This is a genomic window from Anaerococcus sp. AH8042_DFU013_CI05 (genome assembly GCF_047936775.1).
Lineage (GTDB): Bacteria > Bacillota > Clostridia > Tissierellales > Peptoniphilaceae > Anaerococcus.
Genome location: NZ_CP175954.1, coordinates 1,000,425 through 1,014,358, shown reverse-complemented (window position 1 = coordinate 1,014,358; position 13,934 = coordinate 1,000,425). Strand labels below are relative to the sequence as shown.

General features: G+C 30.2%; 16 protein-coding genes. 15 read left to right on the top strand and 1 reads right to left on the bottom strand.

Translation table 11 applies throughout. The features are described 5' to 3' along the window. Position 1: 1 nt before the first annotated feature. The 5 genes from ACKRLN_RS05300 (at position 2) to recA (ending at position 6,196) form a co-directional block, all read left to right on the top strand. Positions 2-1,099, top strand: coding sequence for an ABC transporter permease (locus ACKRLN_RS05300; RefSeq protein ID WP_416334500.1), 1,098 nt, complete (start codon positions 2-4; stop codon positions 1,097-1,099). Further along, positions 1,086-2,198 carry an ABC transporter permease gene (locus ACKRLN_RS05295; protein WP_416334499.1) on the top strand — a complete coding sequence of 371 codons (1,113 nt, stop codon included), beginning with the start codon at positions 1,086-1,088 and terminating at the stop codon, positions 2,196-2,198. The genes ACKRLN_RS05300 and ACKRLN_RS05295 overlap by 14 nt, the downstream gene beginning before the upstream one ends. Positions 2,199-2,295: 97 nt before the next feature. After that, on the top strand, positions 2,296-4,632 hold the full coding sequence (locus ACKRLN_RS05290) for a DNA translocase FtsK 4TM domain-containing protein (protein WP_416334498.1): 2,337 nt from the start codon (positions 2,296-2,298) through the stop codon (positions 4,630-4,632). After that, a complete protein-coding gene (gene pgsA, locus ACKRLN_RS05285) occupies positions 4,616-5,146 on the top strand; it encodes a CDP-diacylglycerol--glycerol-3-phosphate 3-phosphatidyltransferase (RefSeq protein ID WP_416334497.1) in 531 nt (176 codons plus the stop codon). Before ACKRLN_RS05290 ends, pgsA begins: the two co-directional genes overlap by 17 nt. Before the next feature lie 9 nt (positions 5,147-5,155). Beyond that, positions 5,156-6,196, top strand: a complete 1,041-nt coding sequence (gene recA, locus ACKRLN_RS05280) for a recombinase RecA (protein ID WP_203126794.1) — start codon at positions 5,156-5,158, stop codon at positions 6,194-6,196. Between the two features lie 39 nt (positions 6,197-6,235). Here the strand turns inward: recA and ACKRLN_RS05275 are convergent, their stop codons facing one another. Further along, the gene (locus ACKRLN_RS05275; RefSeq protein ID WP_416334496.1) at positions 6,236-7,270 is read right to left on the bottom strand and encodes a DNA polymerase IV; all 1,035 of its coding nucleotides are present in this window, start codon (positions 7,268-7,270) and stop codon (positions 6,236-6,238) included. A 76-nt stretch (positions 7,271-7,346) separates the two neighbouring features. Here ACKRLN_RS05275 and ACKRLN_RS05270 point away from each other — a divergent pair, with 76 nt between their 5' ends. The 10 genes from ACKRLN_RS05270 to greA all read left to right on the top strand — a co-directional run bounded on the left by ACKRLN_RS05270 (position 7,347) and on the right by greA (position 13,927). Further along, positions 7,347-7,586, top strand: coding sequence for a DUF2382 domain-containing protein (locus ACKRLN_RS05270; protein ID WP_203126798.1), 240 nt, complete (start codon positions 7,347-7,349; stop codon positions 7,584-7,586). Between the two features lie 123 nt (positions 7,587-7,709). Beyond that, entirely contained in the window at positions 7,710-8,522 is an 813-nt protein-coding gene (locus ACKRLN_RS05265; RefSeq protein WP_416334495.1) for a YsnF/AvaK domain-containing protein, read from the top strand. 82 nt (positions 8,523-8,604) lie between these two features. Then, positions 8,605-8,850 carry an RNA-binding S4 domain-containing protein gene (locus ACKRLN_RS05260; RefSeq protein WP_416334494.1) on the top strand — a complete coding sequence of 82 codons (246 nt, stop codon included), beginning with the start codon at positions 8,605-8,607 and terminating at the stop codon, positions 8,848-8,850. Further along, positions 8,843-9,223 (top strand): septum formation initiator family protein, encoded by a 381-nt coding sequence (locus ACKRLN_RS05255; RefSeq protein ID WP_416334493.1) that lies wholly within the window; start codon positions 8,843-8,845, stop codon positions 9,221-9,223. The genes ACKRLN_RS05260 and ACKRLN_RS05255 overlap by 8 nt, the downstream gene beginning before the upstream one ends. Further along, positions 9,207-10,568, top strand: coding sequence for a tRNA lysidine(34) synthetase TilS (gene tilS / locus ACKRLN_RS05250; RefSeq protein ID WP_416334492.1), 1,362 nt, complete (start codon positions 9,207-9,209; stop codon positions 10,566-10,568). The genes ACKRLN_RS05255 and tilS overlap by 17 nt, the downstream gene beginning before the upstream one ends. Beyond that, complete coding sequence (gene hpt / locus ACKRLN_RS05245) at positions 10,561-11,115, top strand: hypoxanthine phosphoribosyltransferase (RefSeq protein WP_416334491.1); 555 nt, start codon at positions 10,561-10,563, stop codon at positions 11,113-11,115. Before tilS ends, hpt begins: the two co-directional genes overlap by 8 nt. 33 nt (positions 11,116-11,148) lie before the next feature. After that, positions 11,149-11,652, top strand: coding sequence for a DUF5673 domain-containing protein (locus ACKRLN_RS05240; protein WP_416334490.1), 504 nt, complete (start codon positions 11,149-11,151; stop codon positions 11,650-11,652). Positions 11,653-11,723: 71 nt separating this feature from the next. Continuing rightward, positions 11,724-12,509 (top strand): type III pantothenate kinase, encoded by a 786-nt coding sequence (locus tag ACKRLN_RS05235; protein ID WP_203126824.1) that lies wholly within the window; start codon positions 11,724-11,726, stop codon positions 12,507-12,509. Further along, the gene (dusB, locus tag ACKRLN_RS05230; RefSeq protein ID WP_416334489.1) at positions 12,490-13,452 is read left to right on the top strand and encodes a tRNA dihydrouridine synthase DusB; all 963 of its coding nucleotides are present in this window, start codon (positions 12,490-12,492) and stop codon (positions 13,450-13,452) included. Before ACKRLN_RS05235 ends, dusB begins: the two co-directional genes overlap by 20 nt. A 1-nt stretch (position 13,453) precedes the next feature. After that, the gene (gene greA, locus ACKRLN_RS05225; protein ID WP_203126827.1) at positions 13,454-13,927 is read left to right on the top strand and encodes a transcription elongation factor GreA; all 474 of its coding nucleotides are present in this window, start codon (positions 13,454-13,456) and stop codon (positions 13,925-13,927) included. Positions 13,928-13,934: the final 7 nt, after the last annotated feature.

The window sequence follows — 13,934 nt, the reverse complement described above, 5'->3', positions numbered from 1 at the left end:
TATGTTTTTCCATGAATTTAAAAAGACATTTAGAGTCTTTGTTAGACAAAAATCTTTATTATTCTGGGCCTTAATATTTCCTTTAGTCCTTGGGGTGTTTTTTAAACTAGCACTTGGAAATATTGTAAATGCTGATGAATTTGAACCTATAAAAGTTGCAGTAAATGAAAAATTATTGGATGATCAAAATTTTAAGAACTTCACTGATAATATGATAGAAGAAGAAATATTAGATATTTTTCCAGTCGATGATGATAAGGATTTAGACAAGGAAGAAATCAAGGCCTACATCGATAAAAAAGATAAAGTTATTGTGAAGAAAAATGGGGTTTTTGAAAGTATCTTGGTAAGTTTATTAAGATATTATAATATGAGGGAATCAATGATAAAAACAATCCTTGAAAAAAATCCAAATCCTGATTTCGATACTATTCTAGAAGAAAAGTCCTACTTAAATATTAAGGGTCCTAGAAAAAAATTAGATCCAATGATGACATTTTTCTTTGCTTTGATTGCTTATCAATTAATATATGGCTATTCTTGGGGGCTTGAAATAATCCACCAATATGAAGCAAATCTATCTACAGTTGCAAAAAGAAATGCAATATCTCCAGTAAATAAAAAAGTAAGCTTATTTGCATCCATGTGTGTTGGATTTATTCTAAATTTTTTAATATCAATAGTAACTATAATAATTTTCAATAAAATATTAGGGGTTGATTTTTCTGAGAAATTAGTAGAACTATTGTTGATTACCGGCATAGGTGCCCTTTGTGGAGTATCTTTGGGTATGCTAATTGGTTCTAGCAATAAAGCTAATATTGAAATCAAATCTGGAATTGGTTTAGCTTTGTCATTATTAATGTCTTTTTTAGCTGGCATGATGGTTTCGAATGTCAAAGTAATGATTGCTGATAATGCTCCAATCATAAATAAATTAAATCCAGTTGCTCTTATTAGTGATGGGATATATTCCTTGTACTATTACGACACCTTTGACAGATTTTACAATAATATAGCTTGGCTTTTGGCAGTAACATTATCTTTTATAGTCCTAACATATATATTTACTAGAGGTAAGCAGTATGATAGTATTTAAAAATTATTTTAAGATATTAAAAAGTCATATTAAGTCACTCTTATTGTATTCGGTAATATTTTTAGTATTAATTTTTATATTTACAAAATCTGGTGATCCTGTTGATAAGTATAGTAATTTAAAATTGCCGATCTATGTAAATGATCAATCAAATGCTGATAGGTCTAAGGCTCTTGTAGATTTTATAGATAAAAATCACAATCTAGTAAAAATTGATGATGATAAGGTTGATGACAAATTGTTTTACGGAGAGATAGTTTGTGCTTTAACAATACCTCAAGATTTTGATGAGAATGGTAAGCTTGATTTTAAAGAAGTTTATGATGATTCCTATACACTTTATGCAAAAAATGAAATAAATTCATTTTTAAATCAAATTGTTTCATTTGAAAAAGCAGGATTTTCGACAAAAGAAGCTATAAAAAATGCAAAAGAAAATTTTGACAAAGATATCGATGTGGAAGTTAAATCGCTTGTAAAAAATCAAAAAGATAATGCACCATACTTTTTTAGGATGCTTGGATATGTAATTATGAGCCAGATCATAATGATGGTTGGTATTATAAGTCTTACTTATAATAAAGAAAGTACTAACAAAAGAAATTTAATATCTCCTCTTAAAAAATCTAAGCAAAATTTACAAATAATCCTTGGCCATATAGTTTGTGGTCTAGGGATTTGGTTAGTCTATATGATTTTTTATTGTATATTCTTTAAAGATTTCACGTTTTCAAAACCAACTATGCAAATGATGGCAAATGCACTATTATTTACAGCAACTATTGTATGTTTTGCAGTAATGATATCAAAACTAGCAAAAAATCAAAATACAATTACAGGAATAATGAATGTATTTTCTCTGGGATCATCATTTTTAACAGGAATATTTGTACCACAAGAACTATTAGGCGATTTCGCTAGTAAACTAGGAAAAATATTCCCTTCCTTTTACTATGTGGCAAATATTAAAAATATAAATACAGATTTAAATTACTCATTTTTCAATACTAATACCTTTATATTACTTGGATTTTCGATTGTTTTTATTATAATAACCATATTTACAAAAATGAATGTAGAAAAAACCAAGACTGAGTAATAAATTCTTTGGGCAGCTAAGTTTTACTAGCTGCCTTTTATCTTTACCAAGGTTTATTTTTTTAGTCATTTCATATATAATTTATAGTGAGGTAATTATGACAAACACTAAAAATGACAATAGAATAAGAAAAAAATCTACAAATAAGCCTCCAAAAAATAGAGCTAAGAAAAAGAGAGAATGGGCCTTTGATTTTAATGTATTTTCATTAGTAATGATGGGCCTATCTTTAGTTTTATTTATATTTATATTTTCATCAAATACAGGAAAAGTTGGAAATATTATAACCAATGCTTTTAAAGGAACATTTGGAAAATTTGCATTGGCTTTTCCAGTAGTTATCTTTGTAAGTTTTTTATTTGCTTATAGGGATAAGTACAAAGAAAATATTAAGAACTTTTTGTTTTTGTATTTACTTTTTATAATGACTTTATCATTTTTCTCAAAAGCTTTTGTCAGAAATGATTTAAGCTGGTCAATGGATTATAGCATCCAAAATGCATCTGACTCTGGAGGACTAATTGGTGGATTTTTTGCATATTATATAATTAGTTTTCTAGGAAGCCTGGGACTTGATATATTATTTGTACTTTCTATATTTTTATTTGTTATAGGGATTAGTCCTTTGACTTATGGAGAATTTATTAGAAAGTTAAGAGATGTTTTAATTCTAATTGGAACTAAGATTACAGAATTTTTTAATATACTAAAAGAAAAAAGACAGCTATCAAGAGAAAATACAGAAAATGCTGATACAAGTGATGAAGAAATTATTGTAGCTAATGACAACCACAATCTCGGACCAACCTTAGAAGAAAAAGCTATTACAGAAACTGATATATCCCAAAAGATTGATCATCCAATTGAAAGAGAAATAAAAGCAAAAAGAAAACCAATCAAAGCCTATGATTTTTCAGAAGATGATGAGATAGAAGTAAGAAGCTATAAGTCAAAGCAAATCGAGATGAAAGACTTAGATGATAGTTTTAAAAAAGAATTTGATAATTACAATTATCCACCAACTGATTTATTAGAAGATAGATCAAATGCAGGATCAATTGATGAGGGCGAAATAAAAGAAAAGGCCCTAGCCATAGAAGAAACTTTAGAAAGTTTTGGTATAGAAGCAAAAGTTGTTCAAATTGACATAGGACCTACAGTAACTTGCTATGAATTAAAACCACAAAGAGGGGTAAAGGTAAGTAAGATATTAAATCTTGCGGATGATTTGGCCTTATCTCTAGCAACTAGTGGAATTAGAATATTAGCCCCTATTCCTGGCAAGAGTCATGTGGGTATAGAAGTCCCAAATGATAGCAAAGAAATAGTAGGATTTAAGGAAATAATATCCACATCGAAATTTGCAAATGCTAAGTCAAAAATACCTTTTGCTATGGGTAAGTCAATTGCTGGTGACCCAGTGGTTTCTGGTATAGAAAGAATGCCACACTTACTTGTTTCTGGGGCAACTGGATCTGGTAAGTCAGTTTGTATCAATACTATCATAATGAGTATCTTGTACAAACATTCACCAGATGATATAAAATTATTGATGATAGATCCTAAAGTAGTTGAGCTTTCAGTTTATAATGGCATACCACATTTGATAATGCCAGTAATTACAGATCCAAAAAAGGCTAGTTCTTCGCTATTTTGGGCTATATCTGAGATGGAAAAAAGATATAAGGCCTTTCAAAAATATCACGTCCGTGATATAGAAGGTTATAAAAAAGCAGCTGAAACTGATGAATCTATGGAAAATTTACCATATATAGTAGTTATTATAGACGAGCTTGCTGATTTAATGATGACGGCCGCTAGTGAAGTGGAAGATTATATTATGCGTCTAGCTCAAAAATCTAGAGCCTGCGGAATCCACTTAGTAATTGCAACTCAAAGACCAACAGTTGATGTAATTACCGGTACAATTAAGGCAAATATTCCATCTAGAATTTCCTTTGCAGTTACAAGCCAAACTGACTCTAGAACAATACTGGATACATCTGGAGCAGAAAAGCTTCTAGGAAAGGGTGATATGCTCTATGCATCAAGTGATTCTATGAAGCCACTAAGAATCCAAGGAGCTTTTGTATCTGATACAGAAGTTTTAGATGTGGTTGATTATATAAAACAAGAAACCAAGGCTGATTACAATCAAGAAGCCATTGAAACAGTTGAAGAAAATTCTCAAGTAAAAGAAGTGGATGATGAAGATGAACTAATTGATGAGGCCACTAAAATAATTATAGACGAAAATACAGCCTCAGTTTCGCTTTTACAAAGAAAACTTAGAATTGGATATGCAAGAGCTGGTAGGATAATAGACCAGCTTGAAGCAAAAGGAATTGTAGGCCCATATGAGGGTAGCAAACCAAGAAAAGTCTTGGTAGATAGTTCTTATTTTGAAGGAGATTTAGGTGAATATAGCGAATAAAGTTACGGTTTTAAGATTACTTTTAATTCCGGTTTTTCTAGTTTTGTATTACATGTATGGTAGTACATATAATATTGCAGCAATAGTATTTGTAATTGCATCTTTAACAGATGCACTCGATGGCCACCTAGCTCGTAGCCGCAATCTAGTTACAACATTTGGTAAATTTGTTGATCCATTGGTAGATAAATTATTAACCGTGGCGGCATTTATAGTTTTGGTAGAAGGAAGTATAATTCCTGCTTGGGCGGTAATAATTATTATAGTAAGAGAACTAACTATAACAGGTTTTAGAACACTTGCAGCCGATAAGGGTATAACTATTGCAGCTAGCAAATGGGGAAAACTAAAAACAACCAGCCAAATGATAGCACTAGTTTTACTATTAGTAAACAATACTATTTTAAATAATATAGGAATATATGTATTTTATATAGCAGTTATACTAACGATTATTTCAGGACTTGATTATATAATCAAAAACAAAGAAGTTTTGGACTTAGAAAACATATAGGAGATTTTTATGGATGATAACAAACAAAAAGCATTAGACCAAGCCTTTAAAAATATTGAAAAAAAATATGGTAAAGGCTCAATAATGAAAATGGGCGAGGCTCCAAAAGTTGCAGTTTCAGCTATACCTACAGGTGCCATCAATCTTGATATTGCACTTGGAATAGGTGGTATCCCACGCGGTAGGGTTATAGAAATATTTGGTCCAGAATCATCTGGTAAAACAACCCTTGCCCTTCATATGATTGCAGAAGATCAAAAACAAGGCCATATGTGTGCATTTATAGATGCAGAACACGCAATGGATGCAGAATATGCTAGAAATTTAGGAGTAGATATTGATAATCTTATCCTATCCCAACCGGATACAGGTGAGCAAGGTTTAGACATTGCTGAATCTTTAGTGCGTTCGGGAGCTGTAGACTTAATTATTATTGACTCAGTGGCAGCTTTAGTACCAAGAGCAGAAATTGAAGGGGAAATGGGAGATAGCCATGTAGGTTTACAAGCTAGACTTATGAGTCAAGCTTTAAGAAGACTTACAGGTGTTATTGCAAAATCAAACACAACAGTAGTATTTATCAACCAATTAAGAGAAAAAGTTGGTGTAATGTTTGGATCTCCAGAAACCACAACAGGTGGACGTGCCCTTAAATTCTATTCATCAGTTAGACTTGATATTCGTAGAATAAAAACTATTACAGAAGGTGATAATTCTATCGGATCACGTACCCGTGTAAAAGTTGTAAAAAATAAGGTAGCACCACCATTTAAGGTAGTAGAATTTGATATCATGTATGGATCTGGTATTTCAAAGTCTGGGGTTATCCTAGATACAGCTGTAGAGATGGATATTGTTGATAAGGCTGGATCTTGGTTCTCCTACGGTGGAGAAAAGCTTGGTCAAGGTCGTGAAAATGTAAAAACATATCTTGAAGACAATCAAGATATCATGAATGAAATCGAAGGCAAAATAAGAGCATCATTAAGCCAATCAGAAGAAGGCGATTTGTTCGAAGAGGAAGATACTCAAGAAAGCCTAGATGTGTAAAATTAAAAAAAGTACTGGTTAAATCCAGTACTTTTTCTTTTATAAAAAAGATAATTGGTTACTATTGCGATTAGATAATTTGGATAGTGAGATGCCAATTAGCCTTATATATTCATTTTTGTAAACCTCGTTTAATAATTCGCTAGCTGATTTATATATATCCTCTCTTTTATAAATGGGCTCTTGGAGGGTTATAGCTCGTGTAATTGTTTTAAAATCACTATTTTTAAGTTTAAGATTTACTGTTTTGCCTTGCAGATCTTTTTTTTCTAAATCATTTTCGACTTTTTCAGATATTTCTTTTAGATACTGTTTAAGAATATTTATATCATTTGTATTTTCTCTAAAAGTACGTTCGCGACCAAGTGACTTTCGTTGACGGCTGGGATTTATTTCTCTATCATCTTCACCGCGGATGACCCCATAAATATAGGAACCATGTTTGCCAAAAAGACCTATTAGGAAGTCTTTATCAAGTCTTAGTAAATCTTTTATAGTATAAATTCCAATTTTTTTTAATTTTTCTACTCCGTGGCTACCAAGACCGTGGACTTTTTTTATATCAAGATCTAATAAGATTTCTGGAACATCTTTCCTAGATATTTCTTTTATGCCATGAGGCTTGTTCCAATCACTGGCAAGTTTTGCTAAAAATTTATTATACGATATACCTATAGAGACATTAATTTGAGTTTTTATAAAAACTTCATCTTGGATTTTTTTTGCAAGAGCAAATGGATTTTGGTTTTTTATCCTCAAATAGGCCTCATCTATAGAAACCTGTTCAAAATTAACCGCATATTTTTTAATTATATTAAATACCTCTTCAGATTTTTTTCTATAGTAAGGATGATCCACAGGTATTAAAATCAGATTTGGGCAAAGTTCTTTTGCCATAAAAACCGGCATTGCTGAGTGGATGCCAAATTTTCTTGCCTTATAGTTTGCAGTTGTAATAATTGATTTATTTGTAAGTCCGCCAACAGCTACAGGAAAATTTTTTAGCTTAGGATTTCTAATTTCTTCACAAGATGCATAAAAAGCATCGCAATCTATATGTAAAATATTATTCATATCATCACCATATTTACTATACTTTTAAAATTGTGGGTATAAATTAATAAACTGCGATGCGAAAGGATGATGTCACATGGAAACTTTAAATTTAAATGATGAATATTTAGAAAAGTTAAAAAATGGTGAAACTATTACTATTCCTCTTCATGAAGAGCGAATACGTGTAAAAAAAGAAAAAGTAGTTGTAGAAGAAATAGTTATTAAACGTGAAAAATATATAGAAATGCAAAAGATTACGGTACCAGTAAGAAGAGAAGTACTCAAGGTCGATGATTCCAAATTAAATTTTGAAGATATTGATAAACATATATAAATAACTGTAGAGTTAAAAAAAAAGTTTGATATTTATGTTTAATAATTTTTTCTAGGGGGTATATAGCTACTAGAACGATATAGACGAGAGTCTAAGAAGTTAAAAATAAAAAGGAGATATATAATGGCAAATTTTGAAACATTTAGAACAGAAGATGAATTACTAGCAAGAATTGACCAGCTAAGAGCTCAAGGTTTTAGCGACAGTGAACTTGAAGTTATTTCTGCTAACGAATTTGATAATGATAATTTAAGATACTATGGAATTTCTGATAGAGCAAATAGAGACACACTAGATCCAGACTACAACGGAATCTACGCTTACTACACAGGTGAAGATTTAGATCCAGCTTACTTTGGAGACTTCGGATTTGATAGAACAGTTTCTGATGAAGCTCTTGGAGCTGTTGAAAGTGGTAACTACGTACTAGCTATCGAAAGAGATGACTATTTAGAAGATCCAGAATATGTAGATACAGCTTATGAACAAAGAAAAGACTACATCGATGAAGATATACTAGAAAGAGATGACCTATCAAAAAGAGATAAAATCAGACTTCATGAAGAAAGATTAAGAGTTAACAAAGAAAAAGTTCAAACTGGTGAAATCGGACTTAAAAAAGAAGTTGTAACTGAAACTCAAGAAATCGAAGTACCAGTAGAAAAAGAAAGAGTAACAGTTGAAAGACATGCAGTAGATGGAACAGCTGCTGATGGATACCAATTTGATGAAACAGCTGAAGAAATTAGAATTCCAATTCACGAAGAAAAAGTATCTGTAGATAAAGAAGCTTACGTAACAGAAGAAGTAGATGTAAATACAGAAACAGTTACAGAAAACGAAAAAGTTTCTGATACAGTTAGAAAAGAAAGATTAGACGTTGTTGAATCTGGTGATGTTAAAGAAGTAGATTCAGAAGACGATAACTTACTATAAAAATAATCTTTTAAGCCCAGGCCATCCTGGGCTTTTATTTTTTTGCCTAGATATAAATCCTCCCTTATAGTAAAATTAAGCTATGAGAATAGATAAATTTTTAAAAAATGCAAGAATAATAAAACGTAGACAAGTAGCAAAAAAAGCTTGTGAAAATGGTAGAGTATCTATAAATGGAAATCTCGCAAAACCAGGTTCTGTGGTAGAAGAAGGCGACATAATCGAAATTGCATTTGGAAAGAGTAATTTAAAAATAAAAGTTATAGATCTAATAGATGGAGCTAAAAAAACAACTGCAGAAGAAATGTATGAGGTGATAGATGGCTAGGGCAAAATCTTATCAAAAAAAGAGAAAGGCTAAAAATAGGCGATTTTTATTAAGCATTTTTCTCATACTAATACTTAGCACTATTGCTTATGTATTTTTAAACAATATGATGAATGCAGAGATAAACACCCTTAATTCTGAGATAAATTCTACTAAGAAAAAATTAGATGCAGTAAATGAAGAAATAACATCGCTAGAAAGTGATTATGAGATTAGAAATACTGATCAATTTAAAGAAAAAATTGCGAAAGAAAGACTAGGAATGGTTAAGGGAAAGAAGCCTATACTGAATGAAGAAGAAAAAAATAACAAAGAAGATAAAGAAAAAACAGAAGAATTAGATCAAGAAACAAATAATGACAGTAACGAATAGATTTTTATCAAATATAAATAAATATAATTTAATAGATAAAAATGATACCATAATAATAGGTTCCAGTGGCGGACCAGATAGTCAATTTCTTATATATCTTCTGAATGAAATAAAAAATGAATATAATCTTACTATTATCCTCGCTCATCTAAACCACTTACACAGAAAAGAAGCCAGTTTTGATGAAAAATTAGTAATAGATACTGGAGAAAAGCTAGGGCTAAAGGTAGAAGTCAGAAAAGCGAGTATGGATGAGTTTGCAAAAGTAAATAAAATCTCCCCAGAAGATGCCGGCAGAAGGCTAAGATATGAATTTTTTAATGATATAGCAAGTTCTTATAGAAATTCAAAAATTGCCGTTGCTCACAATATGGACGATCAAGCAGAAACAATGCTATTTCGTATGGCACGTGGGACAGGATTAGATGGACTCGCTGGCATGGATTATAAAAATAAAAACATTATAAGACCAATTTTATCATTTAAAAAATCAGAAATTTTAGAATACCTAAAGCAAAATAATATTTCCTATGCCATTGATGCAACTAATTTAGAAAATGATTATAGTAGAAATTACATAAGAAATGAAATCTTTCCAAAAATTAGTGAGATTAACCCAAATGCAATAAATAACTTTTTTAATCTATCAGATATAATAAAAAATGATTTGGCTATTATAGATGAAGTTATTGATAAAAAGTATAAAGAAATAGTAATAAATGAAAAAGATTATTTTGTAAAATTTGATAAAGAAGAATTTGAAGACATATCTTATCCTATAAAAACTCGCTTAATTAGAATAGCAATTTTTAAGCTTACAGGAGATACTAAAAATATTTCTAAGGAGAATATAGAAGACTTCATAAATATAGAGAATCTTCAAACTGGAAAGAAAATTATAAAAGATAAACTAGTATTTCAAAAAAATTATAATAGCTATGAATTGATGGTTTTAAATCGTGAACAGAATGATAGTGTCATAAAAAAAATTAATTTGGATGAAGAAATAGTTTTTAATGGTAGAAAAATTAAAACGTCCATAGTTTTTGAAAAAAAAGAAAAATTAAAGAATATAGGATATTTTGATTTAGATAAAATTTCTTTTCCTCTTACAGTTAGAACAAGAGAAAATGGAGATAAATTTAGGCCGCTTGGCATGAATCACAAAAAAAAGTTAAAAGACTTTTTTATAGATGAAAAGATAGATAAAAGCATTAGGGATCAAATCCCTATAATTTTATCAAATGATGATATAATTTGGATAGCAGGATACAGAATTTCTGAACAATTTAAGGTCGATAGTGGTACAAAAAACATTTTAAAAATAGAGGTTGAAGATGATTAATGATACAAACGAAATTATAGAAAAAATTTTGATTGATGAAGAAAGCTTAAATATTCGAATCAAAAAATTAGCAACAAATATAAATGAGCATTACAAAGATGAGGATACTTTGATAATGGTTGCTATTTTAAAGGGTTCAGTTATGTTTATGTCAGAGCTTGCAAAACATATAAAGCTTGATATAAATTTAGAGTTTATGGCTGTTTCTTCATATGAAAGTGGGACTACTTCTAGTGGAAATGTTAAGATTTTAAAGGATTTAGATACTGATATTACCGATAAAAATGTATTGTTAGTTGAAGATATTATAGATACTGGAAATACACTTTTGAAACTTAAAAACAATTTAGAAAAAAGGGATCCAAAAGATATTAAGATTGTAACTTTGCTTGATAAACCAGAAAGAAGAGAAGTTAAGATAAAACCAGATTGGTATGGATTTAAAATACCAAATGAATTTGTTGTTGGATTTGGTCTTGATTATGATCAAAAATATAGAAACTTGCCATATATCGGCGTACTAAAAAGATCAGTTTATGAAGGATAGGTCAATGGATCTATTTTTTGTTAAGGAGATATTATGTTTAAGGGAAAAAATAATTTAGATAACTTTGTTTTGATAATGTATATTGCAATTATTGCATTTTTTATTTATAGAATTTATAAATCATTTAAAAATAAAAAGCTACTTGCAGGAGAAATTAATAAATTTGATAGACCATCTACCACTTTTGAATGGGTACTATTAGCCTTTTTACTTGCAACAGGAGTTTTTAACTTAATAGCAGGAATTAAACAAAATAACCAAAATGCTATCTATATGTCAGTAGTAATGGTTGTTCTAGCTATTGTATTCTTAGTGGCTCAGCAAAATAAATTATATGTTGCAGAAAATGGAATCTTAATTAATTCTACTTTTTATACCTACAAAGAGCTTAAAAAATGGGGATTTGATAAAGAAAAAAATGATTTTGTAATGGCAGTAAAAAAAGATAGGCAAGATACTAGTGAAGCAACAAAAGTAAAAAGTGAGGATATCAAGCCTCTTAATGATCTAATTAGAAAATATAAATTAGGTAAATAGCTTGAATATCACAAAAAATATCGTATCATATTAGGGTTAAATTTGATTATAAAACTCTAAGGGGAGAATAGATGCTTCTAGTAGTAGATATTGGAAATACCAACACTGTGCTTGGTGTTTTTAACAATGGTAAATTAGAATTCAGATATAGAGTGGCTACAAATTTAAAACGCACCAGCGACGAATTGGTAGCTACCCTTTTTAATATGTTCATAATTCATGAGATTAAAAAAAATTGCATTGAAGATACCATAATTTCTTCAGTAGTTCCAGATATCATGTATGCATGGCAATCGTGCAATAGAAAGATGTTTGGTAAAGATCCAATAATTATTGATTATAAAACCGATACTGGAATTATAAATGATTATGAATCACCAAAGGATGTTGGAGCTGACAGAATTGTAAATGCAGTTGCAACTTTTAACAAATACGGTGGTCCGGCGATAATTGTTGATATGGGTACAGCAATAACTTTTGATGTAATTACTAAAGAAGGAAAATACCTAGGTGGGTCGATAGCTCCGGGAATCCGAATTGCCCAAGATGGTCTTTTTGGAATGACTGCTCAATTACCAAAAATAGAACTTCGAAATCCAACAACAGCAATTGCAAGAACTACACCTGAAAGTATGAATGCAGGTATTGTGTATGGTTATATTTCGCTAATAGATGGAGTAATCGAACAAATAGAAAAAGATCTTGTAAATGATTATGAACTTTGTGGGAAAATAAATGTAATTGCAACTGGCGGATACTCAGAATTAATTGCTCATGAATCAAAATATATCGAATATATAGAACCTGATCTAATGCTAGATGGGCTAAAAATTATTTATGACCGAATTAAAAAATAAAGAGTTAATGCTAGCTCCCCTAGCAGGAGTTACTGATGTAGCCTTTAGGATAATTTGCGAAAAATACGGTGCTGATAAAACATTTACAGAAATGGCAAGTGTTAATGCCATGGTCTATGATAATAGGCAAACTGATGAGATACTTTTCATATCAGAAAAAGAAAAACACGCAAATGTCCAAATTTTTGGCAGAGATCCAGAAAAAATAGAAATGGCTATTAAAGATAAGATAAACCCACTTGAAAATATTACCGATTTAAGTTTTAATATGGGTTGTCCTGCACCCAAAATTTTTAAAAATGGGGAAGGCTCTGCCCTAATGAAAGAACCTGATCTAGTAGATAAGATTACAAAAACTTTAGTAAAATCAACTAATAAAAAAATAAATGTAAAATTTCGATCAGGCGTAGATGAATCTTTAAAAAATTATATTGAAATTGGTAAGATTTGCGAGGATAATGGAGTAGATTATGTCATCCTCCACGGCAGAACACGTGAACAACATTATAGTGGAATTGCAAATTGGGATGATATTAAAAAATTAAAAGAAGCTCTTACTATACCAGTAATTGCAAATGGTGATGTATTTACTGTAGATGATTTTAAAAATATTATCGAAAAGACAAATGCTGATGGCGTTATGCTTGCAAGAGGAGCAATGGGCAATCCATTTTTATTTAAATACATTAAGGAATATCTAGAAACTGGAGACTATACTCCAATAACTCCAAGTGAGATTATAGATCAGATTAGAGAGCAATACGATTTATCACTAGAATTTAAAGATCAAAGACTAGTAGTAAATCAAATGAGAAAGCATGTAGGCTGGTACATCAAAGGTTTACCAGATTCAAGTAAAGTTAGAGATGAAGTTAATAAATTAAAAACAAAAGAAGAGATTTTTGATTTATTAGATGAATATAAGAATGTTTTAGAGGGATGAAATGGCAGAAAATAAAGAAGTTATACTTTCTAAAGAATATTTAGAAAAATTAGAAGATGAATTAGAGTACTTAAAAACCAAAAGAAGACCAGAGATTGCAGAAAAAATCAAAATTGCAAGAAGTTTTGGTGACTTATCAGAAAATGCTGATTATGATGAAGCTAAAAATGAACAAGGTGAAATCGAAAGTCGTATAGCAAAAGTTGAAGATATGATAAGAAATGCAAAAACTATCGAAGTAGACTTAAATTCTGATGAAGTTGGGGTAGGAAATACAGTGACAGTATATGATGAAGAATTTGATGAAACTTTGGATTATAAAATCGTAGGAACAGCAGAATCTGATCCAATAAAAGGTTTCATATCAAATGAATCACCAGTTGGTGCTGCACTTTTAGGTAAAAAAGTCGAAGACAGAGTAGAAGTAGCTACTCCAAACGGCAAAATGTATTTCACTATTAAAGACATTAAATAAGGAGAAA

Excerpts from the sequence above, each read along its gene's own strand:
- ACKRLN_RS05290 (WP_416334498.1), top strand. The coding sequence starts at position 2,296 with ATGACAAACACTAAAAATGACAATAGAATAAGAAAAAAATCTACAAAT.
- ACKRLN_RS05270 (WP_203126798.1), top strand. The coding sequence starts at position 7,347 with ATGGAAACTTTAAATTTAAATGATGAATATTTAGAAAAGTTAAAAAAT.
- greA (WP_203126827.1), top strand. The coding sequence starts at position 13,454 with ATGGCAGAAAATAAAGAAGTTATACTTTCTAAAGAATATTTAGAAAAA.
- ACKRLN_RS05255 (WP_416334493.1), top strand. The coding sequence starts at position 8,843 with ATGGCTAGGGCAAAATCTTATCAAAAAAAGAGAAAGGCTAAAAATAGG.
- ACKRLN_RS05235 (WP_203126824.1), top strand. The coding sequence starts at position 11,724 with ATGCTTCTAGTAGTAGATATTGGAAATACCAACACTGTGCTTGGTGTT.
- ACKRLN_RS05265 (WP_416334495.1), top strand. The coding sequence starts at position 7,710 with ATGGCAAATTTTGAAACATTTAGAACAGAAGATGAATTACTAGCAAGA.
- tilS (WP_416334492.1), top strand. The coding sequence starts at position 9,207 with ATGACAGTAACGAATAGATTTTTATCAAATATAAATAAATATAATTTA.
- recA (WP_203126794.1), top strand. The coding sequence starts at position 5,156 with ATGGATGATAACAAACAAAAAGCATTAGACCAAGCCTTTAAAAATATT.
- ACKRLN_RS05275 (WP_416334496.1), bottom strand. The coding sequence starts at position 7,270 with ATGAATAATATTTTACATATAGATTGCGATGCTTTTTATGCATCTTGT.
- hpt (WP_416334491.1), top strand. The coding sequence starts at position 10,561 with ATGATTAATGATACAAACGAAATTATAGAAAAAATTTTGATTGATGAA.
- ACKRLN_RS05295 (WP_416334499.1), top strand. The coding sequence starts at position 1,086 with ATGATAGTATTTAAAAATTATTTTAAGATATTAAAAAGTCATATTAAG.
- ACKRLN_RS05240 (WP_416334490.1), top strand. The coding sequence starts at position 11,149 with ATGTTTAAGGGAAAAAATAATTTAGATAACTTTGTTTTGATAATGTAT.
- dusB (WP_416334489.1), top strand. The coding sequence starts at position 12,490 with ATGACCGAATTAAAAAATAAAGAGTTAATGCTAGCTCCCCTAGCAGGA.
- ACKRLN_RS05260 (WP_416334494.1), top strand. The coding sequence starts at position 8,605 with ATGAGAATAGATAAATTTTTAAAAAATGCAAGAATAATAAAACGTAGA.
- ACKRLN_RS05300 (WP_416334500.1), top strand. The coding sequence starts at position 2 with ATGTTTTTCCATGAATTTAAAAAGACATTTAGAGTCTTTGTTAGACAA.